23 protein-coding genes are annotated in these 26,470 nt (G+C 48.0%); 11 read left to right on the plus strand and 12 right to left on the minus strand.

Annotated features, from left to right (window positions below):
- The coding region (locus tag QUB25_RS24975; RefSeq protein ID WP_333187295.1) for a transposase at nt 1–748 on the plus strand (748 nt) is incomplete at its 5' end.
- A 310-nt stretch (nt 749–1,058) separates the two neighbouring features.
- On the opposite strand, the gene QUB25_RS24980 is transcribed toward QUB25_RS24975, so the two are convergent.
- Together QUB25_RS24980 and QUB25_RS24985 are read right to left on the minus strand one after the other, a co-directional pair.
- Nucleotides 1,059–3,014, minus strand: a complete 1,956-nt coding sequence (locus QUB25_RS24980) for a CHASE2 domain-containing protein (RefSeq protein WP_333187298.1) — start codon at nt 3,012–3,014, stop codon at nt 1,059–1,061.
- Entirely contained in the window at nt 3,014–3,685 is a 672-nt protein-coding gene (locus QUB25_RS24985) for a response regulator transcription factor (protein WP_333043098.1), read from the minus strand. The genes QUB25_RS24980 and QUB25_RS24985 overlap by 1 nt, the downstream gene beginning before the upstream one ends.
- 299 nt (nt 3,686–3,984) lie before the next feature.
- On the opposite strand from QUB25_RS24985, the gene QUB25_RS24990 reads away from it, so the two are divergent.
- Nucleotides 3,985–4,803 carry a methyltransferase domain-containing protein gene (locus tag QUB25_RS24990; RefSeq protein ID WP_333187301.1) on the plus strand — a complete coding sequence of 273 codons (819 nt, stop codon included), beginning with the start codon at nt 3,985–3,987 and terminating at the stop codon, nt 4,801–4,803.
- Between the two features lie 597 nt (nt 4,804–5,400).
- Here the strand turns inward: QUB25_RS24990 and QUB25_RS24995 are convergent.
- The 6 genes from QUB25_RS24995 to QUB25_RS25020 all read right to left on the minus strand — a co-directional run bounded on the left by QUB25_RS24995 (nt 5,401) and on the right by QUB25_RS25020 (nt 10,984).
- Nucleotides 5,401–6,000, minus strand: coding sequence for a Uma2 family endonuclease (locus QUB25_RS24995; RefSeq protein ID WP_333187304.1), 600 nt, complete (start codon nt 5,998–6,000; stop codon nt 5,401–5,403).
- Between the two features lie 79 nt (nt 6,001–6,079).
- Nucleotides 6,080–8,320 carry a phosphoketolase gene (locus tag QUB25_RS25000; protein WP_333187306.1) on the minus strand — a complete coding sequence of 747 codons (2,241 nt, stop codon included), beginning with the start codon at nt 8,318–8,320 and terminating at the stop codon, nt 6,080–6,082.
- Nucleotides 8,321–8,530: 210 nt separating this feature from the next.
- Nucleotides 8,531–9,754, minus strand: coding sequence for a COP23 domain-containing protein (locus tag QUB25_RS25005; protein ID WP_333187309.1), 1,224 nt, complete (start codon nt 9,752–9,754; stop codon nt 8,531–8,533).
- Nucleotides 9,751–9,963 (minus strand): hypothetical protein, encoded by a 213-nt coding sequence (locus QUB25_RS25010; RefSeq protein ID WP_333187312.1) that lies wholly within the window; start codon nt 9,961–9,963, stop codon nt 9,751–9,753. Before QUB25_RS25010 ends, QUB25_RS25005 begins: the two co-directional genes overlap by 4 nt.
- 27 nt (nt 9,964–9,990) lie before the next feature.
- Nucleotides 9,991–10,242 (minus strand): hypothetical protein, encoded by a 252-nt coding sequence (locus tag QUB25_RS25015; protein WP_333187314.1) that lies wholly within the window; start codon nt 10,240–10,242, stop codon nt 9,991–9,993.
- 133 nt (nt 10,243–10,375) lie between these two features.
- Nucleotides 10,376–10,984: a COP23 domain-containing protein gene (locus tag QUB25_RS25020; RefSeq protein WP_333060545.1), complete on the minus strand. Its 609-nt coding sequence runs from the start codon at nt 10,982–10,984 to the stop codon at nt 10,376–10,378.
- Between the two features lie 680 nt (nt 10,985–11,664).
- Between QUB25_RS25020 and QUB25_RS25025 the strand changes: the two genes are divergently transcribed.
- The gene (locus QUB25_RS25025) at nt 11,665–12,270 is read left to right on the plus strand and encodes a hypothetical protein (RefSeq protein ID WP_333187317.1); all 606 of its coding nucleotides are present in this window, start codon (nt 11,665–11,667) and stop codon (nt 12,268–12,270) included.
- Nucleotides 12,271–12,408: 138 nt separating this feature from the next.
- Nucleotides 12,409–13,785 (plus strand): cytochrome P450, encoded by a 1,377-nt coding sequence (locus tag QUB25_RS25030; RefSeq protein ID WP_333187319.1) that lies wholly within the window; start codon nt 12,409–12,411, stop codon nt 13,783–13,785.
- Nucleotides 13,786–14,323: 538 nt separating this feature from the next.
- Here the strand turns inward: QUB25_RS25030 and QUB25_RS25035 are convergent.
- Nucleotides 14,324–14,611: a hypothetical protein gene (locus tag QUB25_RS25035; RefSeq protein ID WP_333041628.1), complete on the minus strand. Its 288-nt coding sequence runs from the start codon at nt 14,609–14,611 to the stop codon at nt 14,324–14,326.
- A gap of 494 nt (nt 14,612–15,105) precedes the next feature.
- Between QUB25_RS25035 and QUB25_RS25040 the strand changes: the two genes are divergently transcribed.
- From QUB25_RS25040 to QUB25_RS25050, 3 genes are all read left to right on the plus strand, one after another.
- Nucleotides 15,106–15,366, plus strand: a complete 261-nt coding sequence (locus QUB25_RS25040; RefSeq protein WP_172188039.1) for a MoaD/ThiS family protein — start codon at nt 15,106–15,108, stop codon at nt 15,364–15,366.
- 489 nt (nt 15,367–15,855) lie between these two features.
- Nucleotides 15,856–17,154 (plus strand): threonine synthase, encoded by a 1,299-nt coding sequence (gene thrC / locus QUB25_RS25045; RefSeq protein WP_333187323.1) that lies wholly within the window; start codon nt 15,856–15,858, stop codon nt 17,152–17,154.
- Nucleotides 17,155–17,292: 138 nt separating this feature from the next.
- Complete coding sequence (locus QUB25_RS25050) at nt 17,293–17,568, plus strand: MoaD/ThiS family protein (RefSeq protein WP_006632924.1); 276 nt, start codon at nt 17,293–17,295, stop codon at nt 17,566–17,568.
- Nucleotides 17,569–17,794: 226 nt separating this feature from the next.
- Here QUB25_RS25050 and QUB25_RS25055 read toward each other — a convergent pair whose 3' ends face one another.
- The 3 genes from QUB25_RS25055 to QUB25_RS25065 all read right to left on the minus strand — a co-directional run bounded on the left by QUB25_RS25055 (nt 17,795) and on the right by QUB25_RS25065 (nt 22,041).
- Entirely contained in the window at nt 17,795–19,699 is a 1,905-nt protein-coding gene (locus QUB25_RS25055; RefSeq protein WP_333187326.1) for a ribonuclease J, read from the minus strand.
- Nucleotides 19,700–19,966: 267 nt separating this feature from the next.
- Complete coding sequence (gene dapA, locus QUB25_RS25060) at nt 19,967–20,890, minus strand: 4-hydroxy-tetrahydrodipicolinate synthase (RefSeq protein ID WP_333187328.1); 924 nt, start codon at nt 20,888–20,890, stop codon at nt 19,967–19,969.
- 107 nt (nt 20,891–20,997) lie between these two features.
- Nucleotides 20,998–22,041 carry an aspartate-semialdehyde dehydrogenase gene (locus QUB25_RS25065; RefSeq protein WP_333060538.1) on the minus strand — a complete coding sequence of 348 codons (1,044 nt, stop codon included), beginning with the start codon at nt 22,039–22,041 and terminating at the stop codon, nt 20,998–21,000.
- A gap of 118 nt (nt 22,042–22,159) precedes the next feature.
- Between QUB25_RS25065 and QUB25_RS25070 the strand changes: the two genes are divergently transcribed.
- From QUB25_RS25070 to clpX, 4 genes are all read left to right on the plus strand, one after another.
- Nucleotides 22,160–22,345: a hypothetical protein gene (locus tag QUB25_RS25070; protein WP_333060537.1), complete on the plus strand. Its 186-nt coding sequence runs from the start codon at nt 22,160–22,162 to the stop codon at nt 22,343–22,345.
- Between the two features lie 257 nt (nt 22,346–22,602).
- Complete coding sequence (gene tig, locus QUB25_RS25075; RefSeq protein ID WP_333060536.1) at nt 22,603–24,018, plus strand: trigger factor; 1,416 nt, start codon at nt 22,603–22,605, stop codon at nt 24,016–24,018.
- A gap of 348 nt (nt 24,019–24,366) precedes the next feature.
- Nucleotides 24,367–25,056, plus strand: a complete 690-nt coding sequence (gene clpP, locus QUB25_RS25080) for an ATP-dependent Clp endopeptidase proteolytic subunit ClpP (protein WP_015179195.1) — start codon at nt 24,367–24,369, stop codon at nt 25,054–25,056.
- Between the two features lie 9 nt (nt 25,057–25,065).
- Nucleotides 25,066–26,409, plus strand: coding sequence for an ATP-dependent protease ATP-binding subunit ClpX (gene clpX / locus QUB25_RS25085; protein ID WP_333060535.1), 1,344 nt, complete (start codon nt 25,066–25,068; stop codon nt 26,407–26,409).
- Nucleotides 26,410–26,470 lie beyond the last annotated feature (61 nt).

The following is a 26,470-nucleotide window of genomic DNA, read 5'->3' on the forward strand; positions in this document are numbered from 1 at the left end:
GCTCTACCATAGGACTGGCAATGCTTTTGGGGTGTGTCACTCCTTATACTACCACGAGAGTGACAAAAGAGGGTTAAAACAAGAGTTACAACTCTATGATATCTATCAAGGACAAATTGCTAACTGCGATGTCGAGATCGATCGATATTTAGCCAGCTTTGCCGAACGAGAACACAATCCCCCACCAGCTCCTCCCAAACGCGGTAACAGAAAGCCCAGAGGTCATGAGCCCAATTTTAACTTACGCAACCATTTGTATCGGATTAGTGGAGTAGATTTTACCCAAATTCCTGGTTTTGATGCCCTCACAGTACAAACCCTGCTCTCGGAAGTCGGATTAGATGCTACTCGTTTTCCCACCGTTAAACACTTTTGTTCCTGGTTAGGGTTGTGTCCAGGTTCGAGGATTACCGGCGGTAAAGTCAAAAGTTCTCATACTCGTTCAGTCGTGAATCGAGCAGCCAATGCCTTCCGTTTGGCTGCTCAATCTTTATCTCGCTCTCAATCAGCTTTAGGAGCTTTTTATCGTCGGCTGCGCGCTAGATTGGGGGGCCCTGGGGCTAATACCGCCGCTGCCCATAAGCTAGCCCGCATCTTTTATCATCTTTGGAGTACAAAAACCGCTTATGCCGATGCAGGTGCTGACTATTACGAACAGAAATATCGACAACGGATTGTCTCTAAGCTGGAGAAAACTGCGGAGTCTTTTGGGTTTGAGCTAGTTGCTAAAACTCCGCAGTTAGATTGAGTTTCTTAGGAGGACTTTCGCTCTGAGACAGGGAATTCATTCCCTGGCGGACTGCCGGGTGGGCGGGAGGACTGGGTGGACTGACAGCTTAAGTTGACACGCTTTGGGCATTGCCCTATCCAGAGTTGCCGTGTTGTCGATCGTTATATCTGAGCTCTTGGACCATTCTCAAGAACGGGCAAGATGCCCGTTCCACAAAGAGTGAATTTCTTGTGGAACGGGCATCCTGCCCGTTCATAAATGCCTTATTGAAAATGGTGCAATATCTCATCTCAATTAGCTCCGATTTGACAAGGGTGAACCCAACCAATCACCAGAACCACCGCCGTTTTGCTGGCCAGGTTAACTCGCAGACTGTCCCCTTCGGTTGATTCGGGTAGCGCCGAAATGCTCCGCCTAACTGTTTGGCTAAGTTCTTTGCAAGCTGGGTTCCTAATCCTGAAGGTTGAAGTTTAGGGTTTGGATCTTCGGTTATTTCCCTGTCTCGATCGATTTCAGCCAAGCTAAGCGTTTCTGACGGAGACTGTTTCCCCCTACCATTATCCGCCACCCGAATCACCTGCAGATCGCCTTCTTGAGTGCAAATTACAGTCAAGCGAGTGGCTTCGATCGCGTGTTTGCCGACATTGCAGAGCGCTTCTTCCAGAAAGCGGCAGAGTGCTCGCTTGTGTTCCAACCGCAGATGCGAGGTGTTCAAGGGATCGAACTGCACTATTTTGAATTTGATCGTTTTGAGGTAGGGCAATTCTTGTTCGAGCGTGTTGGAATAGACTTTGTAGAGCAATTCATGCAATGGAGCCTGCAGGGCCAATTCGATCGCACTCCCCATGCGGAGATGCGGTTCATCCGCGATCGCGTCTCGTTGCACAGAGCCGTAAACTGCCCGCAATTCTTGATTCAAGCGTTGCAACTCCGGTAGAAATAACGGCGGTGCGGCTTGTTCTTGAGCACTTCTCAAAATTCCAACCAATGTTTGTAACGGGCCGCTATGAATTGCATTAAAGGTCTGCTCGATCGCAAACTGACGTTCCTCCAACCGCAGTCGGAGTTCCTGTTCGTGGCGATAAAATAACGCTGCCATCAAGCCAGCCCCATTCAACACCAGCACCAACAACACAGGCACGATCGGCACCCACCATCCCAAAAGAATCAGCCAGTAACAGAGCGCGATCGAGCTGGCACTGGCGACTAACAGCCCCAACAAAATTTTCCAGGGCGATCGCAAAAACCGCCCCAAACTTATCCCCAAAAGTCCCCATCCCACAATCCAGAGATATTCCCATGCGTCTGCCCAAACCCGAAGCAACGATCGGCGATCGAGCACCGCACTAACGATCTGGCTAGTGGCGTGCGCCTGGATTTCGACTCCGTAAATCCGTCCCGGATTGATGCCCACGATCGCACCTGAACTTGCCAAATCCTTCGCGCTAAAAGACATCATCCCAATCAGCACAATCCTGCCTCGAATCCAATCCGGGTTGACCTGTCCCGATTTGATTTGCGAGAGAGAAAGCACGCGAAACGGCATTGTCCCGCTGCGAACATTGAGTAAAATCTGGTTGCCGCCAGCATCCGCCCCCACATATCCGCCAGAGTTTGACTGCACTCTGGTTAATTCAATGCTGCCAAAGCGCTTCGCGTCTGGGTCGCGTATTCCATTACCAAACTCAATTCCTCGGGCTGCTAAATAGCGTTCTGCCAGCCGGATCGCCAACGAAAAACGGTATTCCTGCTGGGAGTTGTGAGCGCCCAACAAACTTCGGCGCTGGTAGCCATCCGCATCGAGAACGGCATCTGCAAAGCCAACCTGTTCCGATGGCAGCGCGGGCGGAGGTGCCACGGTAAAGCCACTGCGATCGGGCAGCGCAATCTCCACTCCGATCGTATTCTTGCTGCTGCGAAACACCGATGTTAGTTCAGCATTACCCGGCTCAACCGGAATATCGCGTACAATATCCAGCCCGATCGCGATCGGTTGATACGTCTGCAAAGATTTGATAAGTTCGGCAATTTCACGATCGGGAATCGGATAAGTTCTGGCGCGTTGAATATCTGCCTCGGTGATGCCCACGATCGCAATCCGGTCATCCATTGGCTCAGGGGGACGCAGCAGCAGAAATCGATCGAACGTCACCAACTCCAAAAACTGAAGCGAACCGGTCAATCGAGCCATCATCACAGCGACAATCACCATCACCCCTGGAAGCGCTCCTCGTCCCCAAGTCGTGAGGCCCGCTTTCACTGCTTGCCATCGATCGCGCTTCACTAATCAATCAATCCTTGTTCCCTAGCTCGCACTTCCGTTTGAATCCGCAGATTCTTATCATCATCAGGATACACCTCTAGCACATCTCGAATCTTAGTCCAGTAATGCTGCACTGTGCGTTCAGAAACATTCATCCGTTTGGCGATCGCAGTATCCTGTAAGCTCTCTTGAAAAGCAAATTGCAACACCTGCATCCAGGCGGGTTTGAGTTGCAGCCCGTTGCGGATCTCTCTGGGTGTATAAATCCGCTCGTGCAGCGCCCAATCAACCATTGCCAGCAAGTCTTTCATCGGCTGGCTCTTATCGACAACTGTGAAGCCTCCCATGTGATTGTCGATCGACGGTTTCAGCCAAACTAAAGTCCGAACATGGGCACTCTGCACCACAATATTCAGACTCGGATACTGCTCCATCAACGTTTTGAGGAGTTGAAGCCCTGAATTCGCTTGAGCTGTTTCGCCGCTCGTCTCTGGCATCACCAGATCCACAATCACCAAATCCGGGGTCGTCTGCGCTATTTGCTGAAGGGCTGCCTGAGCAGTCGGAGCCGTCAGAATGTCTGCCTCTGGATATTCTTGCTTCAGAATGTTAAGCGTGCCACCTAACACCATCGCATGGTCATCCACAACTAAAAATGTTCGTTTCTCCGGTTGAGGTAAAGTCTGGGGCATAATTTATTCGTTGCCACACAACATCGTCAGTTTAGGTAATCCGTCCACCCATTTTAGATTGGGAGTTTACGATTTTCGATTTGTGACCTAGTTGAAACTAGGGGTTTTAAACCGCTGAAATTCTCATTCAAAATCCCAAATCTAAAATTGTCTCTGTCATCTTCTTACAATAGAGGAATTACCTGGCTCCCGTCCTGCATCTGTCCGCCAACTGGCGTTGTGGATGTCCGCAACGAGAATTGCGCTAAAGCGCAGTTCTATTATAATCTAGGTGTCGCAGCAGGAAAAAGGATGATTTTATGGTAGCAGAAGGTTCGTATCAAGCCAGCACGTACAATCTGGAACTTGACGCAGAAATCCAGCGGCTAAAAGGTCAAGTTCTTCTCAGTTGGGAAAAGGATGCGCGCAATTTAACTTGGTTCGGTTTAGCTGACGGGATGAATGTTTTGGAAGCGGGTAGCGGGCCGGGATTTTTCACTGAAAAACTGTTAGAATTGCTGCCAAACAGTGCCGTAACAGCGGTAGAACTTGACCCGGTACTGCACGAAAAAGCAGTAGCATATTTGCAGGACAAAGGGGGCGATCGAGTAAATCGCATTCAAGCATCGGTGGCGGATACTGGTTTGGATGATAACACGTTTGACTTTGCGATCGCCCGTTTGCTGTTCGTTCACCTCCCAGAGCCCGTCGCAGCAGCTAGAGAAATATTCCGCATCTTGAAGCCAGGGGGAAAACTGGTGATTATTGATAGCGACGCGGATTTGTTTTGGCTGACAAATCCACCTTGGTCAGTCGAGATTGTCAGGGAGAAATTCAAGCAGGTAATGGCATCGCGGGGCGGTAATTTATGCGTCGGGCGTAATCTGTGTCGCATTCTCAAAGAAGCTGGGTTTGGTAGCGTTGATTTAGAAGCGGTTGTCAGCCACAGCGATTTAATTGGAATTGAAGCGTTTGAACCTTTGCTGGACTCCGGGCCCATTTTGCAAATGGTCAAACAAGGGTTGATTTCCGAGTCGGAAATAGAAAGCTATCTGGTTTCGCGGGATGAGTTTGTAGCTGCAGGCGATCGCTCGATGATGAGTTTTTGGTTGATGGCGTGCGGGGAAAAAAACGAATAAAATTAAGACAATTTTTTTTACCAAACATTGATGTTCTGCCGCCGCAAAACCTCTATCACGCTCGCTAAATGTTGACCTAACAAAGCCAACTTATCTTACAGTAAAACACGAAAAATTTCCGAATAAATTCTCCCCTCACAATTAGGTTAAAGCTGCACGTATAACTCTAGAATCGTATCATATCAAATCCGGTAGCATCGTGGGGCTTCAAATCTAGTCAACAGTCAAAAATCACGAACGGTGCAACCGGATTTGAGATAGTTCATCTGCGTTTATCTGTGTTTATCTGCCCTCATCTGCGGTTTTCAAAAGAGAATTTCTTAACCGCAGATGACAAGGGATTGACGCTAATTCACGCAGAAGTCGAGAAGAGAAATAGGAATAATTCCGATTCTAAAAGATTTCATATAAAAGCTATAAATTTTCATATTTTTGAGCTTAGTAACTTTACACCTACCAGTCTAACAAATCCTTGGAGCCGATCGCGCAAAGGTTTTTTGTGAGAGCCAATGGTTGTCTGTAACATTTTAGCTTAACCAATTAAGCCGTTAGCGAAGCCCTTCTAGACGATCGCACTTTTCACCAACTCCTCAGCATTCAACCCACTTGCCTAACCCCATTAAGAAACTCTGTCCTTGCTTCAATCCTTGAAGGAATTAAAACGCAACGCACCAGCAATTCTAAATCTAATTCCGGCAGCAACTCACTTCTTGAAACTTGCTCATAATTATCCTCCCGCAACCCATACACAGCCAACTGATTATTTTCCCAAAACCAGACTTCAGGAATGCGAAGTCGCAGATACTTAGCGAGTTTATTTGTACTCCCGCTAGTAATGGTTACTTCGACTGCGAGATCGGGATGCTCTTTTCTTGAACCTATATAATAAGACTCGTCTGGTTCAAATGATACATCTCTTCCCCGGTTTCTGCGAGTTGCACTTCCTACAGGAATATATTCAATTCCCATTTCACAAAAGTAGAGTTGTAGCAAAAAATTAAGAATACAACTGATTGTCTCATGTGCTTCACCCAGTGTCGTAAACTCGATCCACCCATCAAGATAAGTTATCCGCAAACCCGAAGAGTCTGCCATCAAAGATTCGATCGCCTCCAATTGCTCCCAACTATAATAACCAGGGAGAATCAATCGCTGTTCGGCAAGCGTACTTATTTCTTCTAAAATTTTTCCTGTCATAGGTATTACCATCCTATTTTAAATATTACTAGCCCCTACCCAGTACAAACCAGGCAGGGGCATTCACTCACATTCTAACTTAATGAACTAGCTCGATCGCCCTTTTAGTCAACGCCTCAGCAGTCAATCCATTAAACGCCATTAATTGACCAGCACTAGCAGTAGTTTCCCCCCGCTTCCAAGCGAAAGTATCCCGCTTGCAATTGCTGCGGAGCATCACTGGTTCCAACATCCCAGAAGCACCGCCTGTCACGCCAATCAAGGCATCTCCGCCAAACAATTCAGCAAATTTCTCATCGCTCAAAAAGCCGCCGTCAGCTTCCGAACAAGTATCCCAAGCAACATCGCTAGCACGATACAAACGCCGGGGATTCACAATAGAAACAATCCGCACTCCAATCCCTTCTGTTTCCAAAAATGCCGCCGCTTCAAACACTGGCATTAACGTCATGTCGCCGACAACTGCAAACACAACTTTTTTGCTCCCCCCTTGATTCTGGGAAGCTTGCGGGGAATCGACTTCGTGCAGCACTATTGCACCGTCTTGCAAAGCTTGGCGAGTCTGTTCAAAAGTAGTGCGAATTGGCAGCGGCGACTTGCTTGCAGTAATCACAACTCCCTTATTTTTAGCAGTCAAAGCCCACTCATAACAAGCTTGAATGCTGTTAGCATCCGGTGGAAACAAAGGAAACACATTTCCGTTCCGCATCATCGCCGCAAAATAAGCCTCAATTTCCGGCCGCTGGTGCGTCCAACCGTTGCGGCCTTGTTCCAATGCACCCGCTGTAAATAAGGTGACAGTTGCCGGAGTTGGACGGCGCAATTCTGCCATTGCTTGGGTTACAGTTTGCCAAATTGGTAAACCGTTGATGGCAAAAGATTCGTAGGAACACCACAAACTCCGCGCTCCGAATAGCGATAAGCCTACGGCTAAACCGGCGCAAGCATCTTCGCTCAAAGGTTCGTAAACTTGACCGTTTGGCGATTGATTGTACAGGTCATCTGTCGTCGGGTGAATAATTTTGAGAGCTTGGTTGATATTGGCAATTGCCGATGCTTCATTGCCGTCTGCATTAGTGACAAGAAAATTACGATCGCGCTCGCCAACTTTCCCTACCAAAACCCCCATTGCTGTTGTCGAAATCTTCGGTTCTCCCCCAACTGCAAATTCTTCTAAAGGCAATTCGCCTAAATCGGCTAGGGGCCATGTAAACTCAGTAACAACTGTTTTCGCCGCCGGCCCGCCGCCCGCACGCTCGCTATTTGTCCGTACCAACTCCCAAGCAGCAGCAGGCAAAGCGCGCTCTTTTAAAGCACTGATAATGTGCGGAGCATCCAGCGTATCTTTCGGATAAAGGTTGTGAGATTTTGCTCCGCGCGCGTGGACTCCGGCACCTTTCAACTGTTTGATAATAAACACAGTTAATTTGCCGCCGAGAGCAGATTTTGCCGCTTTGTCAACTCCTTGTAAAACAGCTTTGGTAAATGCCATGCGCTGTTCGAGCGAAAAAGCAGTGCTGTCAACATAATCTTCCGGTTGATTTTTATCGTCAAATTCCTTAGCATCAACTAAGATAACTTCTTCAAAACCGTTACCTTGCCAATAAGCAATCATTTCAGCATTAGTTTTAGTCGAAACCATGCTGTGATGTTCCTGAGAATATCCGTTCCAAACCAACACAGGCAAAAAGTTCGTAACGCTGGGATAAGCAGTGTGGAAATGCGCCATGCTGCTCATCGGATAGGGTTCGCCCATGCCGCCGTCGCCTATTGTGAAAGCAAAGAGTTTTTCGCGGTGTAAAAGCGCTCCAGCCATTGCGAAATGCTGCCCTTGTCCGAGGGGTCCCGCCGGTGCTAAAAGGCCGGGAATGAAACCGGAAAGATGTCCTAACAAACCGTCTTTTTCTCGGAATTTATCGCGCATTTGCTGCACGTTAACAATTCCCATATCCTCCAAAGATCGATCGAGAAACATCGCACTGTAAAATCCCGGTGCGTGATGGCCGACTTCGGTGACAATGTTCTTGTGTCCGAGCATCACCAAAGCGGCATAAGCCTCAGCTTGGCTAGCAAAACCCCCCGGATGTCCCGATGCCTTGCTCGCGGTAACTTGCAGCGTCAGGTAGCGCAGGGCGTCGGCTCCCAGCATCGTTTGAAAGACGGCGACGGGATCGGCAGGATCGGCGATCGACTTGCTCCCCTCGGCGATCGCAGGTCCTTTCCCATAAGTCTCAAAACCAGGGAGTGTTTCCGAAAAATATTGAATGCCTTCGCAAAAAGCGGGCGTTGTTGACGTTGCCTGCGGGGTAGTTGCTGTCATGCTTGATACCTAAAAAATTTGAATTCGATTAATGTAAGAGTAATTTTATAGCTTCCGTGTTCCAAAAAATCATGAGTTCTATTATGTCAGTGATAAATAAGTAAAATATCTCAATTTTTAAGCTAATAAGTAGTTATTTGAGAACCCCGACTTTTTGCATAAGTCGGGGTTCTGTGTTTACCCATTACTAATCCATCTCAAATCTCAAATCTAAAATTGTTCCAGCCGTTCCCGGACATCGATATACAGCACAGTACCGCTTTCTGAAAGAGAAGGCACAGCCTTTTGATTCCCCAGCCAAACAAAAAAACTGCTAAGTGCAGGAGTCGGATCTTGATCGCGGCGCAGCGTGTAGATCAAACCTTCGCAAGGCCCATTAACGCGGCTAGTCGTGCAAATCGCTTTCTGGTTATTTACAATACCCACCGTGACATAATTTAGCTGTTTATTGCGGTTATAATTTTCAAGGCGCTGAGTGACTTGTTGGCAGCGAGTTAGAGGATCGTAGCCAGAACTAGAAAAGAAATTAGAATTCCAGCGAATCCAAGGCTCCCTGAACCCTTGCGGGTTTTGATACACAGTCACCGGCTCGCCCGTCGAGGTATCGCAGACAAATCCTCCATAACCCCGATTCGGTTGGTTTTGACCAGAGGCGGTGCTGATAGAAAGATTGCTGAGAATATCAAAGCCGTTATGCTTATTTTGTGATAGCAACTCCCTAAAAGCATCGATCGGGATTGCCGCGTTCAACCCCGTTTTTATCTCCTCAATCTGACCGTTCCATGGACTCCTAATTGTGCCAACAGTATCCCCCTGGCCGTGAATTCCTACCACCCTGCCATCAGCATCAAATACAGGCCCGCCGCTCATCCCGCGCCTGGTTACAGCTTGGTAGCGCAGACGATACCCCGATGAGGCGCTGCCCAAGCGAGAAGAGATGATACCAGCAGTAAACTCAAGTTTTCGTTCAAATCCCGAAATTGGCAGCGGATAGCCAGAAACGTAAATAGCAGAGCCGACAACAGCACGTTCTGACTCGCCCATTGGTGCTACAGAATACTGTTCTCGGCTCTGAAACTGTATCAAAGCCAAGTCTATATCCCGGTCATTTTTCGGGAGTCGCTGTATTCTAATCGCAGCATAGTCCTTCTCCAAATGAGTGCGAATGCTGTATTTTTGAGCGAGGCTTGCCACCACATGATTAGCTGTCAGAACCGTGTAAATATTGCCCTGTTTGGCAATAATTACTCCCGATCCACTAGCAAAAAAACCCAGCGTATTGTTGACTTCCACAGTTGTCAAAGTCGCTAGCTGGGCAATTTCTTCTGCTGTTTTGGCACAGGCAGCATATTGTTGGCTGACAACCGCCGTCACTGTTAATGCACCTGTCAAGATGATTGTCAGCGCGTCAAACCGCAAACTCCACACATTCATCGATAACTCCCTAGATGAAACGAGGCAAACTGCAAATATATACTAATCGGAATTACCCAACTGGATTTAACCATTTTCTCCAATAATTCCGCTGTTGGTTCACTTCCATCTTCAAAAGCATAGACGCCAAAATTTGGCTCTCGATACTTGCCCCTACCGTTAATCTTAACCAAGAAACCTTTGGCATTAAAAATCGGGCCGCCACTCATACCGATTTTAACCTCATTTGTATAGCCCTATATAACCTTGAGGCAAAGATTTGGGTAGCAGCACCGAAAAGAAGCCCGCGTCACGACCAAAGCCCCAACCTCAGCAGCCGCAGGAAAGCCGACTGCCAACACTGGCTCAGACACCGCTCCTGGCTCAATGCTGAATGGTGCTACGTTATACTCGCTCGCGCTGCGAAACTCAACGATCGCCAGATAGCTATTGCCCAGCCGCCTCCGAACTCCTAGCAGTGGGTGGAGGAAACCGTCGTCGGTGACCATTTTCCGATCGCCACAACGTGCCAGTTAGTCAGCACCGTATAGGTTTAGCCCTGCTACTGGGACGGTCGTCCCAGAACCAGAAGATATTCCCGTCGGGATGCGTACCGCTGTTTGACGCGCCAACTTTTCGACCTCAATCCTTGGAATTAGTGATGGGATGGAAAATTTGCCAATCTTTAAGGCTGTCCGAACGGTGGGGAAAAGGGGGCAGTTGCGCCTCATCGGCAGTGTTTTCCCCTAGCTTTTCGCTGACATCAATGTAAGGAATTTTACTGGTTTCATCAAAAGACGGCATCCCGACATATCCTTGGCGCCAAGCCAACAAATTATACAAAGAGCCGATCGGGTCTTGGCCGGGTCTGAGGGTATAAATCAAATTTTGACACAGCCCATTGACTTGATTCGCCGTGCAGATGACGTTCTGGCCGTTCATCTGACCTGCAGTAATGTACTTAAGCATTCGTCGGCGGCGATAGGTTTCTAGGCGTTGACTCACTAATTGACACCGAGTTGCCGGATCGTACCCAGAACCGGAGAAATAATCGGAAGTCCACTCAATCCAAGGCTCTACAGCACCTTGAGCGTTTTGGTACACCGTCACCGGTGCACCGGTCGAGGTACTGCACCAAAATCCACTTTCCCCCTCTGCTCGCCGACCGTAACTCGGTTGAGAAGCAACCGTCAGGCCGGTGAGGGCGATCGCTGTTGCCACCAAAACTTTTGTCAATAATTGCTGTTTCATGATTTTTTCACTGTGTTTTATGAGATTCGGCACAAAAATCACCGAATGCTGCGATAACACCCTTGACACGCCTGTTCGTTACAGATCCGCGGACTGGGGAATTATGTGATTCGCGACTTGACCAGAAACCAGTTTTTTTTACGAAAACACTTCGTTGCAGCCCTTATGCCTGGTTAAAAAACCCGGTTTTTTTGCTCTTGATGCGTAAGTTTTGATATTGTTCGCGATTTGCACGTTCCCTCTAACCGCGATTTCGGCGCTGTTAAAAAAGCGCTCCGAAGCCGACCTTAAAATGCGCGCGCAAGTCGGAATTCTGTCCTCATTACTACTAATCAAACTCAGGCTTTTACCAACCGGAAAGAGGCTTTTCACCTCAGAGCTTGGAAGGGATCGAGTTGCAACGGTACATCACACCACTGACAAGGTATTTGATATCACTTACGAGCTGGGTCGCGAGCTTGATCTGCTGAGACAGGTATCCTGCTGGGTTACACCCATGAGGGGTAAAACCCCTCTTACCTGATCTAACACTAAAACCCAGGTATTAACAAGAACTCTTAACTTGTTTTCATCTCCGTACTGCGGGAAATACTTCTAAGTGAGTGTAATCAGGGTCTAAGTGCTTTCTACCACCAAAATTCACCCTCCATACACTGACGTTTAGTAGAGTATTAAAAACTATGAACCCTATCTGCAAACAGTTAGGATATTTAGGCGTTTGGTTAATTTTGATAGGCGGTAGCAGTTGTTCTAGCTCAGATGCAGCTACCTCAACCGAAAACCAGAGGCAACTCTCAGCAAGCGCCCCTCAGTTCCAACACCTACAGCTAACGGGAAATCAAATTGAGGCTCGATCGAGCCAATTAACGCAGCCTTCTAACTCTGTTGCCTCAGTTTTAGGCAGTGCTGCCCTCTCAGAAAATACTGCCACCGTTACGGTTTATAAGGTAGATAATTTGTGTCAAACTCTGAAGCCGGAAACAGTTACAGGCCCAGAGAACCAGTTAATGTCGTCGGCGCTTAATGAAGTGTTAAAGCAGCAGATTTTCGATAGTCTTGGTTTGGCTGGTTATCGCCTCAAGATCGATCGCGACCTCGGAATAGCTACCGTGGATCTGCGAGCATCCGGAAATTCGCGGCAGAAATTGCAAAATTTGTCGAGTTGTCAGATGTTAGGTTTGTTCGGGGGCGTGCGCCAAACTTTAACCAGTTATGCTCCTTGGCAAATCAAAACTGTGCGTTTTACAGAGCTTGGAGAGGACATTTTGAACACGGTTAAAGAATAAGCTATTAAAATTATTGGAGATGGGACTGACGCACTTCTCCCCTTAAAAAAAACGGTTGGGAGGGATTGAATAAACCTTCAAACCCTTTGAGGTTTTTTGATGCTGCTAAGTCCTGTGACCAAAACCCCGGTAATTCCTATGACACTACCTGACGGCCCCAAAAGCCCCCGCTTCGTGCAGCTAATTCAATGGATTGGCGATCCGCTGACATACCTGGATCTATGTGCCAAAAAGTACGGGGAGATTTTCACGACTCGATGGAGCAACCTCAAACCATTCGTGATGATCCACAACCCGCAAGCCATCCAGGAAATGTTCAACAGCAAAGCTTTTGACGCTCCAGGCGAGATCAACGGTATTCTTAAACCCTTGCTGGGAGAACAATCCATGATTGTACTCTCTGGAGAAAAGCACAAACGCGATCGGCAATTATTAATGCCACCTTTTCATGGGGAACGGATGCGGAATTACGGCCAACTAATTTGCGATATCTCTGCTGATGTCGCTAGCAAGTGGTCGGTCGATCGACCTTTTGTGGCCCGCAGCGCCATGCAGGAAGTCACCATGCGGGTAATCTTGCAGGCTGTCTTCGGTCTGGATGACGGGCCACGGTTGCAGCAACTTTCCCCGCTGCTGGCTGCGATTATCGATACGATCGGCTCTCCTTTTCGATCGAGTATGCTGTTTCTAGGCTGGATGCAGCAAGATTGGGGGCCCTGGAGTCCTTGGGGACGGATGAAACAGCAGCAGCGGAAAATTAACGAACTGATGGACGGCGAAATTGCAGAACGCAGACTGCAACCTGATGCCAACCGCACCGACATTCTCAGCTTAATGATGGCCGCGCGCGACGAAAACGGGCAACCAATGACCAATGAAGAATTGCGGGACGAGTTGATGACGCTGCTGTTTGCAGGCCACGAAACCACAGCAACTGCCCTAGCTTGGGCATTTTACTGGATTCACAGTTTGCCCTCAGTGCGCCAAAAGCTGCTGCAAGAATTGGACAGTTTGGGGGAAAATATCGACCCGATGGAGGTTTCCCGCTTGCCTTATCTGAGTGCAGTTTGTCAGGAGACGCTGCGAATTTACCCGGTGGGAATGCTGACGTTTCCGCGAGTGGTACGATCGCCCGTGGAACTGATGGGACATCTACTCGAACCGGGTACGGTTGTTTTCGGCTCGATTTATTTGACCCACAGACGGGAGGATTTGTATCCAGAACCGCTGCAATTTAAACCGGAACGGTTTTTGGAGAGGCAATTCTCGCCTTACGAGTATTTGCCCTTTGGAGGCGGCAGCCGCCGCTGTATCGGCTTGGCGCTGGCGCAGTTGGAGATGAAACTCGTGCTGGCAACCATTTTGCGGGATTTCGACCTAGTATTGGTCGAGAAAAAGCCCGTACAGGCCAAACGCCGAGGGGTGACTTTAGGGCCTGCAGGCGGCGTGCGGATGGCTCTGCTGGGGCGGCGGATGCCACGGCAGAAGCCTGAACCTGTTCTGAGTGGGGTTTAAAATCGCAGCGGTGGCAGCGGGCGATCGAACTTTCAGCTTTGAGTGCAAACAATTTAGGGAGAATGTGCGATCGTCGGCAAATGCCACCATTTTTTGTAGCACCCGCTACAGATAAATAGCTATAATCCTTAACCTGTAAGCCTCCCCCTCTCAATTTTCAAATTCTCAGTCTAAAATGATAGGAACCTTGCAAACCCAGCCTGAAAGCAAAAGTGGGTGATTGCAATAGTCCTCTTGATATCTCAAAAGCCTCCCTGCCATACTTTAAAAACATATGCATACCCTGTTATTCAGCAAGGTCGGAAGCGTGTTGGCATTGCCAGCAATCTTCCGGCCTCTTTATTTTTTGGGCTACTTCAGGCATGGGGTACAAGATGCAGAAGGCAAGGCAAAAATATAAATTCTCCCCCTGTCCCCATCTGCCCCTCTCCCCAATCTAGAGCTTCTGCCTCTAATTCCAATAGAATCCGACAGCAAGTTTAAGGAATCACTAAGGAATAATTAATAACTTGTTAAATCAGCTCCTTTTGCCCTTCTCTCAATCTTCTGTTTTCAGAAATTCCGATACCGAGACAGACTTCGGGAGACTATCCAGATCTTGAATTTCGCTTTCGTGGGCAAAAAACTCGACTTCTTTGTCGTCAATCTGAATCTGATAGCTAGCGGTAGCTGTCACAACCCGTCGCTTTTTTTTGTCTTCTATTAAAACCCAACACACGACAGGTCTTACCCATCTCTCAACGTGCTGGCTTTGCTTCGTACTCCCAAAGGCATACCAGCCTTTAGCTTCAATAATTTGAAGCACTTTAAAATCGTTATGTGCCATATATTTCTATCGCGTTAACTTCAGTATTCTTCTTAGATAGAACGGCTAGCTTGCTAAGCAGGGCAAAGGTTTGACAATCCCAAGCCGCACTAGATAACCTGATTTTTAGTCAGGAGAAGCGGGTTGGCAGGGTCTGGTCTGCGTTGTTGCCTGCTAAATGTAGTGCGAGCTTTTTGTACTCTCCCACAATTACCGTAAAGTATCTATACCGCATCCTCAAAAATTATTCTCGCATTAGCCTCAACAGCAGCCAACTAGACCTTAGCTAGCTGCATCTAAGTGGATGCCAACAGCTTCTAACGCCTGGTTGGTGAGAGCGATCGGCATACAATCTTGTTAAGAGTTTTTGCTGCAATCAACTATCATCTTTACCCGATGGGGTAAAAATTAACTAGAGGTTGTCGCTTTCAATTCTAAGCCTCGGCGCGCCTAATTCCTAATTAATTGTATGGTGTAGTTGATAATTGCCAAACCGTCGATCGCACTAAACTACCGTGTCTGACTCTTCGATTACCATCACCGTTAAACTGTTCGCCGCCTTCGGTGAAGCCTACGGCGTTTCGGAACTTACATTAGAACTTCCTCCCGAAACCCCAGTCTCTCAAGTGCTCGAAAGCTCGATCGCCCAATATCCTCAATTAGAACAGTGGCGCGATCGCACCCGCTTCGGCCTCAACCTGGAATTCGTCTCCCCCGACACCATCCTCCAAGACGGCGACGAAGTTGTACTCATCCCCCCCGTCAGCGGCGGGTAGGCTAAGTTGGTTAATCTGAAATGTTGCACCATTCTCAATAAGCTTTTTATGAACAGGCTTTTCGGCCTGTTCCACAAGAGATGAATTTTATTGTGGAACAGGCCGAAAAGCCTGTTCTTGAGAATGGTGCAACATCTCAGTTAATCAAAAATTCGAGGTTTTGTAGTTGTGTTCGATCGCACGACTGCCCAATTGTTCGCCCAAAAAAGATTTATTAAGTTTTGTAACAATTCCGTCGGCAAATCATCCTTGAGCTCGATCGGGTTCGCGTGCGGGCCTGACAATCTGGATTCCCCGCCCGAGCCTGAAAACAAGTCAAATCCTTGTGGGGTGGGCGTCCCACCCGCCCAAATATCAAAGTTAAATACACCACTGTTTAAATAAAAAATCAATCCCGACTAAAAAAATCGGGTATGGTTGACGCACTAATTTGAGCGTGGTATTCTGCGAAAAGAATTAACAAACATCGCAAAACTAGAGAGTTGAGCTATGACCCAGGCGACCAGAACCCAATCCACAGCAGCAACCTTCACAGCCCTTAAATGTAAAGAATGCGGTGAAGAGTACGAACTCCAAGCCAAGCACGTCTGCGATTGCTGTTTTGGCCCGCTTGAAGTCAAGTACGACTACGACGCCATCCGCCGCAGCGTCACTCGCCAAACCATCCAAGCCGGCCCCAACTCGATCTGGCGCTACCGCGCATTTTTACCAGTCGCTACAGATAACGTCATCGATGTCGGCACCGGCATGACTCCTCTATTAAAATCCCACCGCTTGGCGCGCCGCCTCGGTCTAAAAAATCTTTATATTAAAAACGATGCCGTCAATATGCCCACTCTCAGCTTTAAAGACAGAGTGGTGTCAGTCGCCCTCAGCAGAGCGAGAGAATTGGGTTTCACAACGGTATCCTGTGCCAGCACCGGCAATTTAGCTAACTCTACGGCTGCGATCGCCGCCCACGCCGGACTCGACTGCGTAGTCTTCATCCCCTCAGACTTAGAAGCAGGCAAAGTCCTCGGCACTCTGATTTACAATCCAACTGTCATGGCAGTTCACGGCAACTACGACCAAGTTAACCGTCTCTGTTGCGAAGTCGCCAATACACATGGCTGGGGATTTGTCAATATCAACTTGCGTCCCTACTATTCCGAAGGCTCAAAAACCCTCGGTTACGAAGTTGCCGAACAACTAGGCTGGCAATTGCCCGATCACATCGTCGCTCCCCTCGCCTCCGGCTCTTTGTTCACAAAAATTTACAAAGGCTTTAATGAATTCATCGAAGTCGGTTTAGTTGATGAAAAGAAAGTACGGTTCAGCGGTGCCCAAGCTGACGGCTGTTCCCCCATCGCCCAAGCATTCCGCGAAAACCGTGATTTCGTGAAACCGGTGAAACCGAATACAATTGCTAAGTCGATCGCGATCGGCAATCCAGCCGACGGTATGTACGCCTTGGAAATCGCCCGCAAAACAGGCGGCAACATTGAATCCGTCAGCGACACCGAAATCATAGAAGGCATGAAACTGCTAGCAGAAACCGAAGGCATCTTCACAGAAACTGCAGGTGGCACGACAATCGCAGTCTTGAAGAAACTCGTAGAAGCAGGTAAAATCAATCCCGATGAAACCACCGTCGCTTACATCACCGGCAACGGTTTGAAAACGCAAGAAGCAGTTCAAGGCTACATCGGCGAACCCATCACCCTGGAACCGAAACTAGAAGCGTTCGAGCGCGCCCTAGAACGCGCCCGCACGCTCGAACGCTTAGAATGGCAACAAGTTTCGGTTTAACAACAGCTATTAGTCAGTAGTAGGTAGTCATTAGTCATTGGTTGTTAAGCTGTTGACTGATGATTACGGACTGATTACTGATGACTAATAACTGAGGACTAATAACTAATAAATGACTACTGACTAAGGACTAAAAAAATGACCGTCAAAGTTTTAATTCCCACTCCCCTGCAAAAATTTACCAACAATCAAGCCACCATCGAATGCGCCGGCGATAACATTTCCGAACTAATTGAATCGCTGGAAACAAATTGTCCCGGCATCAAAAAAAGCCTGTGCGACGAAAAGGGAGAACCCCGCAGATTTCTCAACTTCTACGTCAACAGTGAAGACATACGCTTTTTGGATGGCTCAAAAACTGCTCTCCAAGATGGCGATGAAGTCAGCATTGTTCCAGCAGTTGCTGGTGGCTGATTTTGCAACCGCAGATGGTGGTAGATAAACGCCAATGAACGCAGATAGAATTAATTACTATCTGCGTTCATTGGCGTTTATCTGCGGTTAAAAACTATTCCCTCACTTAGTGAGGAAATCTATTTATGAAATCAAATCTAGGCTTGTAGTTGCGCTTGGGCATCCAAGCGCAACTACAAACCTAAAACTTATTTCTTTGTTCGCAGTACGTCCGAGAATTATCGCCCTAAGAAGCTGCCCTTGCAGCAGTCCGGGGACGGCGCCGGCCCGTCACCTGATTGGCAGGAGATGGCGATGATGGCGATGATGGCGATGATGGCGATGATGGCGATGATGGCGATGATGGCGATGATGGCGATGATAATAGCTTAGGTGCTTCCAGGGAACCCGGAGATACTGGTGCTTTTTCTGATCGCACGGCTTCTTCTGGAATTTGCATCAGGAATACCAGCAGCGGATTGCTTTGAAGTTCCCGGCGCATCACTCGCTGAATAGCCTTTTCTATTTGCGTTTGAACTCCTACCCAGTCAACATCAACTTGTGAGTCAGCAGTGGCGGGTTTGACAAATTCTGACCAGCGATCGCTCAAAACTGTTTCAATGGTTTGAGTGATTAATTTGATCACCTCCGCGCGATCGGCTGATGTCACTACACCTTTCAAGTGGACTTCTGGTTTTGCAACTAATTTGCCTTCCCAATTCAAAGCCGCCGCTACAGTTACAACGCCATCTCCAGCCAACTGCTGACGTTCCTTGAGGACGCTGGCTTTGACAACGCCCGATCGAGAAGCATCTACCAATTCAATTCCTGAAGGCACTTGACCAGCGACTCGCATTGAATTTTCAGTTAATTCTACGACATCGCCGTTATCAATAACCACCATATTGCTAGCGGGAATGCCCATGCTTTGAGCCGTCTTGGAGTGCTGGATCAGCATCCGGTGTTCCCCGTGTACTGGCAAGAAGAACTTGGGACGAGTCATGTTAATCATTAACTTTTGGTCTTCTTGACAGCCGTGGCCGGAAACGTGAATGCCTTTGTCGCGGCCGTAAACCACGTGTGCTCCCAGCATCATCAGTTTATCGATCGTGTTTACCACTGCGATCGTATTTCCCGGAATCGGATTAGCTGAGAAAATGACTGTATCGCCCTTTCTGATTTTCAGTTCGTGATGTTCGCCGTTAGCAATGCGAGTCATCGCCGCCATCGGTTCGCCCTGGGAACCTGTAGTTAAAATCAGTACCTTATCTTCAGCCAAATTGCGGATTTCTTTCAGCGGTTTGAAAATACTATCTTCGCATTTGATGTAGCCGAGATTGCGGCAGTGAGCGATGACGTTAAGCATCGACCGGCCAACCACTCCGACATACCGATTGTTTTTCTTAGCCAAGTCCAAAACAATTTGCAATCGGTGTACCGACGAAGCAAAAGTCGTCAGCATTACCCGTCCGGGTGCTTGAGCGATAATTCTGTCTAAATTCGGCGCCACAGAACTTTCCGAAGCGGTAAAACCGGGAACTTCCGAGTTAGTAGAATCGCTGATCAAGCACAGCACGCCTTTCTCACCGTACTCCGCTAGCTTTTGCAAATCAAAATGCTCGCCGTCTACAGGAGTGTGGTCAATTTTAAAGTCGCCGGTGTGGATCACAATTCCGACGGGAGTGTGAATTGCCACAGTAAAACTGTCGGCCATCGAGTGAGTGTTGCGGATGTATTCGACTAAGAAATTCTTGCCAATTCTTACAGTATCCCTGGGTCGAACCGTTCTCAATTCAGTGCGGTGAGACACTCCCGCTTCTTCCAATTTTCCGGCTAGCAAAGCCATCGCCAAACGGGGGCCGTAAATGACCGGAATTTCAAATTGTTTGAGGTGGTAAGGAATTCCCCCGATGTGGTCTTCGTGACCGTGAGTCACGATCATACCTTTAATTTTGTGGCTGTTTTCCCGCAGGTAAGTCATGTCTGGGAGGACAATATTTACCCCGTGCATTCCATCTGTCGGGAACGCTAAACCGGCATCTAAAAGAATGATTTCGTCGCCGTACTCGAACACACAAGTGTTTTTACCGATTTCGTGCAGCCCGCCGAGGGGAATTACTTTTAGAGCAGATGCAGTTGTATTTTTGATCATGCGTATCCTTTGTTAGTTATTTTTGTTATTGGTCTGTGGTCTGTGGTCTGTCGTCTTTCGTCTTTTGTCTACTGTTCGTTGGTAGGGCGATATTTTTCCAAATATTTATGGAAAACTCCCTGGCGGGTTTTACTATCCCGTACAGTCAGTTGTCTTTGGCCTTCATTCTTCTATCTTCAGTCTTTAATCCTGGACTGTTAGCTACTTACTAACACTTAATTACTAATGACTGATGACTAAGAACTAATGACTGATAACAACCAATATTCAGTTGTCTGAAAACTCGTTCTCGCTCGTCTTGCTAGCTGATACTGCTGCTAGCTGACTCAGTACGTCCTTTAACTTTTGAGTTACCTCAACGGGCGGATCGCACAGGGGCGGACGGGTGGAGCCTACATCCCAGCCTTGAAGTTTGAGAGCTGTCTTGACGGGAATGGGATTTGTAGTGAGAAAAAGAGCTTTAAACAGGTCAAAAAGTTGCAAGTGAATCTGGGTAGCGACTTGAACTTGACCCGCCTCGAAAGCTTTGATCATCTGTTGCAGTTGCTCTCCTACCAGATGGCTGGCTACGCTAACTACACCAGATCCTCCTACCGCCAACATTGGCAAAGTTAGGGAATCATCTCCAGAATAGATGGCAAATTCAGGGGATGTCAAGCACCGAATTTGACTTGCTTGATCCAAGTTGCCACTTGCTTCTTTTACGGCCACTATGTTGGGGATTTCTGCCAATCGAGCCACCGTCTCCGGCAACATATTCTGACCAGTGCGACCGGGGATGTTATATAACATTATAGGCAATTCTGGAGCAGATTGCGCGATCGCCCGAAAATGATTGTATAAACCTTCTTGCGGGGGTTTGTTGTAATAAGGAACCACCTGCAAACAGCCGTCTAACCCGAGTTTAGCTGCTTTTTGGGTAGCTGCGACTGCTTCTGAAGTAGAATTCGATCCGGCTCCTGCGATTACTAACGCCTTACCGACCACCGCCTTTTGTACCACCTGAAATAATTCGTACTCTTCATCCCAGGTCATAGTGGGAGACTCGCCTGTAGTGCCGCACACTACCAAGCTATCTGTACCGCGATCGGCTAAATGAACTGCCAATTGTTCTGCTACCGCATAGTTAACGCTGCCGTCTTCCTTAAACGGCGTAATCATTGCAGTCAGAACCCGTCCAAACTTTACCACACTTTCTCCGATTTTAGACTGTTGATTTTTGATTTTAAATTTTTGATTTCAGATGAAAGGTTTATCTAAAATCCCCAATTTGAATTTCCCAATTGCCAGGGTTCCCCCTAATTAGAAGCCGCCGCCACTTGGGTTCGCAACAAATTTTTTTCTACCAGCAACTCAGCTATCTGCACCGCATTTAAAGCCGCCCCTTTGCGGATTTGATCGCCCGACAGCCACATCTCCAACCCGCAGGGGTGAGAAATATCTTGACGAATCCTGCCCACTAACACCTCATCCTTACCGCTGGCTTCTGCGGGCATCGGGAAATAATTAGCTTGCCAGTCTTCTACCAGCTTAACCCCGCTTGCCTGCTTTAAGATTTCCCGGGCCTCGCTCGCGCTAAAAGGCTCTGCAAACTCTAGATTAATCGCTTCCGAATGAGCCCGTAGTACGGGAACCCGCACACAAGTTGCCGTAATTTTAATCTCGTCCGTACCAAATATCTTCCGAGTTTCGTTTACCATTTTCATCTCTTCTTCACAATACCCCAAATCATTAATCGGGGTGTTGTGCGGAAACAAATTAAATGCTAAGGGGTAGGGAAATATATCTGTTTTGGGCGTTTCACCCTCCAAAATTGCTCTTGCTTGAGCTTTCATTTCCTCCATTGCCCTTGCCCCCGCCCCGCTGGCAGACTGGTAAGTCGCTACAACGATGCGCTGTATCGGCCTAACTTTGTGAAGTGGCCAAACGGCAACTGCCATCAAAATAGTCGTGCAGTTGGGATTAGCAATTATACCTCGGTGAGATGCTGCTGCTTGGGGATTGACTTCGGGAACCACTAGCGGTACCGTCGCATCCATGCGGAAAGCGCTAGAATTGTCAATTACCACTGCCCCGGCTGCCACCGCTTGCGGAGCCCATAACTTAGAAGTAGAGCCGCCGGCAGAGGCGAGTACCAAATCTACATTATCAAACGATCGCGCCGAAACTGCTTCGACCGGCAGCATCTCGCCGCCAAAAGGCAAAGTTGTGCCTGCTGAACGTTCCGAAGCCAGCAGCTTCAAGTTAGAAATCGGAAAACTCCGGCTGTGCAATAGTTCTAGCAACTCGGCACCGACTGCGCCGGTAGCTCCTAAAATGGCAACTCGATAGGATTGAGACAAATTAGTTTCCTCCAAAAAATAAAGCCTAAACGATCGAAATCAAAAATTTAAATAACTGCAATTCTCAATATCAAACTTAATTAATGTTATGCGATATCAGGAGCATGAGAGGATAGCAATGGTGCAGTTAAGCGAAAAAGGCGATCGAACTTCCCGATCGATCCGTGCGATCGTACCCAGTGCCAGTTTAGCATCTTTTGCCAATCGCCCACGCCCAATCCGCATCCGGTTAAGTTTTGCGATATATCTGCATTTTCGCAGGCGCATCCATTTCTTAACTAGCCGCAGAGGCCGGCAAGATTGACATCACAGGGCGATATGTGCTATGGTGCATCGGCAATTAGTGGACTTAACCTCCACATTCCTAGCAGCAAAAGCTAGTATCCTCAAACCAAAACTATTTGGCAAGAGCCAAAAAAGTAGCCGGCAATGACTTACAGTCTCATCCGGTAAAGGTGTTGTAGTTGTGCCGTTACGAGTCAAAGCGTACAAAATTAAAATGCAGGCAAAGTCAGATTTGTATGTATTTTATTACACTATTGTTAAATATCAAAAAAGCCGATGAAAGTAACCCAGGAAAAACTTCCAGCTAGCCAAATTGGTCTGGAAATCGAAGTACCGTCAGAAAAGTCAAAACAAGCTTACGAGCAAGTAATTAAACAATTTGCTCGCGAGGTTAATATTCCTGGGTTCCGCAAAGGCAAAGTTCCCCGTCAAGTTTTGCTACAGCGCCTAGGCCAGACTCGCTTGAAAGCGACGGCTTTGGAAAATTTGATTAATGATTCCCTGCAAAAAGCCCTAGAACAAGAAAAAATTGCGGCAATTGGCAGTTTTGAACTTCGCACCGAGTTTGAAGAATTACTAGAGAAGTTCGATCCAGAACAGCCTCTGATTTTTTCGGCGAAGGTTGACGTACAACCCGAAGTGAAAATGGGTCAGTACACAGGTTTGCAGCTTCAAGCAGAAGAAGCTAAGTATGATGAGGCTCAGGTAGATGAGGTATTGGCAAAATATCGATCGGACAAAGCTGCTTTAATCCCCGTAGAAGGCCGGCCGGCTCAGTTGGGAGACATGGCTTTGGTTGATTTCTCCGGTAGATTTGCGGAAGCACCAGAAGGCGAAACTCCCGCAGAAATTCCCGGCGGTCAAGCAGAAGATTTTCAAGTAGAATTATCGGAAAATCAGTTTGTACCGGGCTTTATCCAAGGCATGATCGGGATGAATCCAGGAGAAACTAGAGAAGTTTCCGTGCAGTTCCCAGATGAGTATAGCAGTGAAGAACTAGCAGGAAAACCCGCAGTCTTTACGATTACTCTCAAAGAACTTAAGGAAAAAGAATTGCCGGAGTTGGACGACGACTTCGCCCAAGAAGTCAGCGAGTTTGAAACTTTAGCAGAACTGCGCGAATCGCTCGAAACTCGGTTTAAAGCAGACCAAGAAAACAAGACATCAGCTAATAAGGAAAAAGCTATATCAGCAGCCCTCGCGCAGCTAATAGACGTGGAAATCCCAGAAACAATGGTCGATCGCGAAATCGATTATTTGTTGAATCAACAAGCCGTCCAATTGAAAAATTACGGCATAGATATCAACCAACTGTTTACCGAAGAAAATATGGGCCCGATGCGGGAACGCTCGCGCCCGGAAGCAATCGATCGCCTCAAGCAGAATTTAGCTCTGGCAGAAGTAGCCAAGCTGGAATCCTTATCTGTTGAACCAGCAGAAGTAGCAGCAGAAGTAGCAAAAATCAGAAAGCAGTTTCCCAAAGGAGATTTTGACCCCCAAAGGTTGCAGGAATTTGTAGCAGAAGACTTGCTCAAACAAAAAACCCTGAAATGGTTGGAAGAAAAAGGGACAATCGAACTCGTACCTGAAGGGTCTCTGACTCCCGCAGCAGAAGAATCAGAAGAATCAGACGCTGAAGATTCAGCAGAAGCAGCCACGAGCGTTGAAGTGGAAGTCGTAGGCGAAGAATAAAACTTAATGTGTTCAAATGTCTTAATTGGGCGCATTAAATCAACCGCGATTTTAACGGCGCACCCGATCCTTAACTACAAGCTCCGGGTGCGCCCGATCCTTACTAAAATCTCGGGGTGTCCGCTAGAATCAGCCATGATTTACCAGTAAGTATTTTAACTCATTCACCCCGCGAGCCTCGCGAGTCACTCCAGCTTGGCGCCCAGCGCAGAAAGCACTTTCAAAACTCAAAACTACCCCATTCCCCCGATATCCGTTTAGAAGAGGCATAATAGTTAAAAGCTGGCGGCTTAATTTAAAGCTTTCATCAGCAGCAGCAAATTGTCTAGAATCCTTGACTGGTGTCTTATGGTTGTATCTCAATCTTCCAATTACCTAATTACAAGCTATAACGATTTTGATGTCAGTTCCAGCCCCAGCAATGTAGTGCCGATGGTACTAGAACAGTCGGGGATGGGCGAGCGGGCCTTTGACATTTACTCGCGCTTGCTGCGGGAGCGAATTGTGTTTTTAGGAACTCCCGTAACCGACGAAGTTGCTGACTCAATAGTGGCTCAGCTATTGTATCTAGATGCCGAAGACCCAGAAAAAGATGTCCAAATGTACATAAATTCCCCCGGCGGCTCGGTGACGGCCGGCATGGCAATTTATGACACAATGCAGCAAATCCGCCCGGATGTGGTGACGATTTGTTACGGTTTGGCAGCCAGTATGGGCGCATTTCTGCTGACAGCAGGAGCCCACGGTAAGCGGATGTCTCTTCCGAGTTCCCGGATTATGATCCACCAGCCGCTTGGAGGCGCTCAAGGTCAAGCAGTTGATATTGAGATTCAAGCCAAAGAAATCCTTTATCATAAGCGTAAGCTGAATCAACTGCTAGCGCACCACACAGGTCAACCGATCGAGAAATTAGAGGCTGATACAGAGCGCGACTTTTTTATGTCAGCCGAGGAAGCCAAAAATTACGGTTTGGTCGATCGAGTTATCGCTAAAGAAAACCTTCCGGCGGCGGGAGAGAATGTCACTGCACTGAATTAAGAGGCTGTTATGTCTAAGTACGACTCCCATCTAAAATGTTCGTTTTGTGGCAAGTCTCAAGAGCAAGTACGCAAGTTGATCGCAGGGCCCGGGGTGTATATCTGCGACGAATGCGTAGACTTGTGCAATGAAATTTTAGATGAGGAGTTGTTTGATTCGAGTGCAGTGCCTGCTGCTGCGGTGGCTCCGAAGCAGGAAACGACGCCAAAGCGCCGCGGTACCTCGGGCAAAAGTATGTCCCTGAGCCAAATTCCCAAGCCGAGGGAAATTAAAAATTACCTCGACGAAAACGCGATCGGGCAAAATGAGGCGAAAAAAGTGCTATCGGTGGCTGTTTACAACCACTACAAGCGCCTGAGCTTTATCCATGCCAAAAATAGTGGCAAGCACCCGCCGGAAGAAGTAGAACTGCAAAAATCGAATATTTTGTTAATCGGACCGACGGGCTGCGGAAAAACTCTGCTGGCTCAGACGTTGGCGGATATGCTGGACGTACCGTTTGCGGTGGCTGACGCGACGACGCTGACGGAAGCAGGCTATGTCGGGGAAGATGTGGAAAATATTTTGCTGCGGCTGCTGCAAGTGGCAGATATGGACGTGGAAGAGGCGCAGCGCGGAATTATTTATATTGATGAAATTGACAAAATAGCCCGCAAAAGCGAAAATCCTTCGATTACGCGGGATGTGTCGGGTGAAGGCGTGCAGCAGGCGCTGCTGAAAATGCTTGAGGGCACGATCGCCAATGTACCTCCCCAAGGCGGCCGCAAGCATCCCTACCAAGACTGCATCCAAATTGATACTAGCAATATCATGTTTATCTGCGGCGGTGCTTTTGTCGGTCTGGAGAAAGTAATAGAGCAGAGAACTGGCAAAAAGTCAATGGGTTTTATTCAGCCCGGAGAAGCTCAGCCGAAGGAAAAGCGGGCTGCTGATGTACTCAAGCAACTGGAACCGGATGATTTGGTGAAGTTTGGGATGATTCCTGAGTTTATCGGGCGGGTGCCAGTGGCGGCGGTGTTGGAACCGCTGGATGAGGAAACGCTGATGGCGATTTTGACTGAGCCCCGAAATGCTTTGGTTAAGCAGTATCAAAAGCTGCTGAAGATGGATAATGTGCAGTTGGACTTTAAGCCGGAGGCAATTCGGGCGATCGCCCAGGAAGCATACCGCCGCAAAACTGGAGCGCGGGCGCTGCGCGGAATTGTCGAAGAATTGATGTTGGATGTGATGTACGAGTTGCCGTCGCGCAAGGATGTTGCCCGGTGTACGATTACTAAGGAAATGGTCGAGAAGCGATCGACCGCCGAGCTGTTGGTACTTCCGTCTTCGCTGCCCAAGCCAGAGTCAGCTTAAAAGTAGATATTCACAATCACTAGGTGACTCTAATTAAACCTAAAACTTTTAGGGTATTAAG

The organism is Microcoleus sp. B3-D7 (assembly GCF_036705305.1).
Taxonomy (GTDB): Bacteria; Cyanobacteriota; Cyanobacteriia; order Cyanobacteriales; family Microcoleaceae; genus Microcoleus.

Coding starts and splice junctions, on each gene's coding strand:
- QUB25_RS25020 (WP_333060545.1), bottom strand. CDS start 10,984: ATGAAACAGCAATTATTGACAAAAGTTTTGGTGGCAACAGCGATCGCC.
- QUB25_RS25015 (WP_333187314.1), bottom strand. CDS start 10,242: ATGGTCACCGACGACGGTTTCCTCCACCCACTGCTAGGAGTTCGGAGG.
- QUB25_RS25025 (WP_333187317.1), top strand. CDS start 11,665: ATGAACCCTATCTGCAAACAGTTAGGATATTTAGGCGTTTGGTTAATT.
- QUB25_RS25005 (WP_333187309.1), bottom strand. CDS start 9,754: ATGAATGTGTGGAGTTTGCGGTTTGACGCGCTGACAATCATCTTGACA.
- QUB25_RS24985 (WP_333043098.1), bottom strand. CDS start 3,685: ATGCCCCAGACTTTACCTCAACCGGAGAAACGAACATTTTTAGTTGTG.
- QUB25_RS25050 (WP_006632924.1), top strand. CDS start 17,293: ATGACCGTCAAAGTTTTAATTCCCACTCCCCTGCAAAAATTTACCAAC.
- QUB25_RS25030 (WP_333187319.1), top strand. CDS start 12,409: ATGACACTACCTGACGGCCCCAAAAGCCCCCGCTTCGTGCAGCTAATT.
- QUB25_RS24995 (WP_333187304.1), bottom strand. CDS start 6,000: ATGACAGGAAAAATTTTAGAAGAAATAAGTACGCTTGCCGAACAGCGA.
- clpX (WP_333060535.1), top strand. CDS start 25,066: ATGTCTAAGTACGACTCCCATCTAAAATGTTCGTTTTGTGGCAAGTCT.
- QUB25_RS25070 (WP_333060537.1), top strand. CDS start 22,160: ATGGTGCAGTTAAGCGAAAAAGGCGATCGAACTTCCCGATCGATCCGT.
- thrC (WP_333187323.1), top strand. CDS start 15,856: ATGACCCAGGCGACCAGAACCCAATCCACAGCAGCAACCTTCACAGCC.
- QUB25_RS25055 (WP_333187326.1), bottom strand. CDS start 19,699: ATGATCAAAAATACAACTGCATCTGCTCTAAAAGTAATTCCCCTCGGC.
- clpP (WP_015179195.1), top strand. CDS start 24,367: ATGGTTGTATCTCAATCTTCCAATTACCTAATTACAAGCTATAACGAT.
- QUB25_RS25010 (WP_333187312.1), bottom strand. CDS start 9,963: ATGAGTGGCGGCCCGATTTTTAATGCCAAAGGTTTCTTGGTTAAGATT.
- QUB25_RS24990 (WP_333187301.1), top strand. CDS start 3,985: ATGGTAGCAGAAGGTTCGTATCAAGCCAGCACGTACAATCTGGAACTT.
- tig (WP_333060536.1), top strand. CDS start 22,603: ATGAAAGTAACCCAGGAAAAACTTCCAGCTAGCCAAATTGGTCTGGAA.
- QUB25_RS25035 (WP_333041628.1), bottom strand. CDS start 14,611: ATGGCACATAACGATTTTAAAGTGCTTCAAATTATTGAAGCTAAAGGC.
- QUB25_RS25000 (WP_333187306.1), bottom strand. CDS start 8,320: ATGACAGCAACTACCCCGCAGGCAACGTCAACAACGCCCGCTTTTTGC.